The following is a 4070-nucleotide window of genomic DNA, read 5'->3' on the forward strand; positions in this document are numbered from 1 at the left end:
AGTGCCTGTTTTTACACGCCATTGTCCTCCCTGTTGATAACGAACACCCGCCTGATACGTAATCGTCGTACCGAGAAAATCCGCACCCGAATATATAACAGTCCCGTATAGTCGTGGATCCTTGTTTGCAAATATATCTTCTGGCTTGTCGTAGTAGATAAAATCACCTGATTCATTCTTTAGCTTTAGACTTCCGTCACGATCGTTTAAGTATTCGAAATCTTCAACCAGGTTAAGTATTGGCGTCACGATATTGGCATCGATATCCCCGCGAACCGATGAAGCAATCGTATTGTTGGAAAACATATGCGTCTGACCAGGATAAATAAAATCCCGGGCCCATATCACTTCGTTGCTGGACTTACTACTAACAGCCTCATAAAAATTACGCCCTTTGTCCGCATTTTTTTCGTAAAGCGCATAAGGACTTTGCTGTATGATTTCTTGAGCAGCTTCATAAGCGATTTGAAAAAAACCGTTCGCTTTATCCGCTGGTATCCCAACCTCACCTCCACTCGTTTTTACCTCAGGTGTCCGGTAGTTATACTTAGCGATTGAACCGGCATATAACGCTGCACGTGCTTTCAATGCTAAGGCTGTCCATTTGTTTGCCCGGGCGGAATTGGTATTAGTTGCTTCCGGCATCATCTCAGCAATTGCACTACATTCCTCTATGATGTAGTTATATGTCTCTTCCTCTGTCGCGCGCGCAACCTGAAGTGATTCCGGATCTGTTCCTTGCTCGTAATCGTATATTTCATCTCCTACCAACGGCACGCCGCCAAGGCTACGAACCAGATTAAAATATACCCATGCACGAATAAACCGAGCTTCACCTTCGTATTTAAGCTTCGTTTCATCGGCCAATGTCGACCCTTTCACGCCATGTATAAACTCGTTAACATTTCGTATTAAGTTATAATCATAAACATGCCATAGATCATCACTAAAAGTTTGCGTATTGTTTGGTCCTCCAGAAGAGAACCCTGCCTCGTCTAGTAAAGCGAATGATCCTGGATCCCTTAAATTCTGGGACCAATCCATACGCCCGTAATAATTCGCCAAAACAGACAAAATCATTTTCTCATCCGAATAAACCTGTTCGTCGCCTAAAATCGATTCTGACTCGCGATCCAAAAACTTAGAGCATGCTGACACTCCAATTAGCATACCAAGTACTATTATATATTTAATTGCGCTCTTCATGATTAAAATGTTATGTTTAAACCAACATTCACTACTCTATTGGTCGGATATTGAATTCCCGATTCACTAGTGAGTTCCGGATCAATCTTCATCTCGCCGAGGTTATCAATGCTGAACAAGTTCTGCATCATCGAATAGACGCGAAGATTTTTTATACCCCAACGTTGCGTTAATGTAGAAGGCAAGGTATAACCGACCTGAAGGTTCCTTAATTTAAGATAGGTCACATTTTGGACCCAAAAGTCACTATGCCAATAATTACTGTGATTTTGATTCCCTCGAATCAATGTTGGAAACTCTCCGGGTATAAGTTCGCTATTTGGATCCGTTATATCACTAAGCATCCATTGATTCTCCATGTAATACGCGGCGTTATTTCCTCCATCATGAAAAGGTATCATTCCCTCCCAATTTGCCCGGTAAGATGCAAAAGAGGCTCCTGTGAAATCCATCGCCACGTCAAACCCTTTATATTGCGCGCCCAAACTCAACGCAAAGTTCAAGTAAGGAAGACCAACATCGCCCTCGTCCTCACCCTGATCACCTTCTCTGTACCCGATAGGACGTTGATCTAGCTCATTGATTACTTTGTCTCCATTAACATCATCGTATTTGATGTCTCCTGGTCGAAGTGTTGTGTTACCTTGTCTGTCATTATCAACATCGTAGTTTTGAATCTCTTCCCAACTTTGAAACTGGCCAATTGCATGGTATCCCCAATTAATATAGGCATAGCGATCAGTAATGGAATTACGATACGTATCCCATGAACTCCCAAAACGCGGTTTATACTGCTGCCCATCCAGCTGACGTGCATACGTAAAGTTACCCCCTACAAAATAATTGACATCGTTTATATTACTACTCCACTTGATGCTTCCGTCCATACCGCGATGAATATCAGAGTTTAAGTTCTCATAGGGCAGTCCAAATCCGACTTCTGTTGGAATAAGGATGTCGTTGCGAGATGCGGGTAACCCGGTACGTTCACGATTAAAATAATCTATGCCCCCGGAAAGTTTTCCGTCAAAAACTGCAAAATCAAGTCCCACATTAAAGCTATTTGCGCGTATCCACGAAAGAGTCTTTACGGGTAAGCCTCGAGGCTGCGATCCCACCACGTAATTACCATCAATAGCTGAACCGCCAACGTTGTAGGTGTATCCCGGCATAAAGCCAAACGCATAATAGTCCCAAACATCTAGATTATCATCTCCGAGCACCCCGTAGGATGCACGCAGTTTCAGCTCACTAAAGGTGTCACCTAGGAACGAATCGGTAATAAATGTTTCTTTTGAAAGACGCCATCCGGCTGAAACTGAAGGAAAAAATCCCCAGCGACTGCCCGGAGGAAATTTCCAAGATCCGTCGTAACGCCCAGCAAACTCTACCAGATATTTACCGTCGTAATCATAATTTACTCTCCCTGCAAAACCTGCCCGTGCTTGTGTATTCAAACCGTCATCATCAAATTGATCCATCGTTTGAAAATAAATAAGGGACAAACGGTTTGAAGCGGGTCTGTCGTGTAACCAAAAACCGGGCTCTTCTCGAGTAATGGCTTCCGCAGCTAGAACAGCACTGATATTATTCTTACCTATATTTTTCGTATAATTCAACGTTCCTTGGTAGCTTATCTCCTCAATCTGACGAATGTCGCGTTCCCGCCAAGGGTTATCCATACTAAACACAACAGGGTAGGTATCAGTCTCTTCGTCGTAACCATACAGTTTGTAGGTAAACTCTTGGTTATCCATTCGTTTATTCGAAAGATAGTAGCCAACGAGTCCTCGAAGTTTCAAATCTTTGGTAATTTCGTATTCTGCATTAAAATTCAACTGCATCACGCGGAATGCTTCTGTGTATTCTCCAGAAAGATCATAGTTTAGCATCGCAAAATTCGTTTCGGTATTAGAAGCAGTACGCGCTGGATACAACGGATTATCGTTCGCATAAGGACGGGCTATAGGCAGGTTACGATAGGTTGCAAATAAAGCCTGCCATGTGTCATCTCCCCCAGGCACTCCAGGTTGTCGACGCTTTTCAATACGTCCGTTCAAATTACCGCCAACTTTTAACCGGTCCGAGATATTGGCTTCAATATTCATCTGCACGTTTGTTCGGTTGAATCCACCATAATTTCGAATAATTGATTTCTGATCCAAGTGTCCAGCACTGATATAATAGTTAATGTTTTCAGAACCGCCACTTGCTGCGCCCGAAATATAGGTCTGTGGACTGGTTCCTAGGATATAATCATACCAATCAAACGGCCTGTAACCTTTCTCTGTACCTTGCTCCCATTTTGCCAGATCATCCATGGTGTATTGCGGGTCCGTCACACCCAGAATGGCATCTGATTGAATATAACTCTTTATGTAGGTTGTTGCACTAGCTGGCCGCGGATAACGAAACATATTCTGCCATCCATAATAGGAATTAATAGAAAACTGATTTTCTTCTCCTCGTTTTCCTTTTTTTGTAGTTACAACGACAACTCCATTTGCTGCACGAACACCGTAAATTGCCGCAGAAGCATCCTTCAGTACGGAAATCGATTCAATATCATTAAAATCAATATTATTAAACTGTCCTGCATCTTTCTGCACACCGTCGATTACATATAAGGGATCCCCCATATTACGGATATTGATACTTGTTGATGCGCCAGGTCGCCCATCCGCCATTCGACTGTTTACTCCGGCTATTTTACCCACGAGTGCTCCTGATGTGGTCGTCGCCACAGATCGCGAAAGATCCTCGGAGTTCACAGTAGAGATAGCTCCCGTTACGGATTCTTTCTTCTGGGTACCGTATCCCACAACAACAACCTCATCGATACTAGCGTCTTGGGACTGAAGAAT

The 4070-nt window shown here is 43.2% G+C and carries 2 protein-coding genes; both read right to left on the reverse strand.

Annotated elements, in window-relative coordinates; all coding sequences use genetic code 11:
* The coding region (locus HP439_RS18135; RefSeq protein WP_172391743.1) for a RagB/SusD family nutrient uptake outer membrane protein at positions 1 to 1206 on the reverse strand (1206 nt) is incomplete at its 3' end.
* 2 nt (positions 1207 to 1208) lie between these two features.
* A partial coding sequence (locus tag HP439_RS18140; protein ID WP_172391744.1) for a SusC/RagA family TonB-linked outer membrane protein occupies positions 1209 to 4070 on the reverse strand: 2862 nt, incomplete at its 5' end.

The sequence above is a fragment of the Sphingobacterium shayense genome (assembly GCF_013179575.1).
Classification (GTDB): Bacteria; Bacteroidota; Bacteroidia; order Sphingobacteriales; family Sphingobacteriaceae; genus Sphingobacterium; species Sphingobacterium shayense.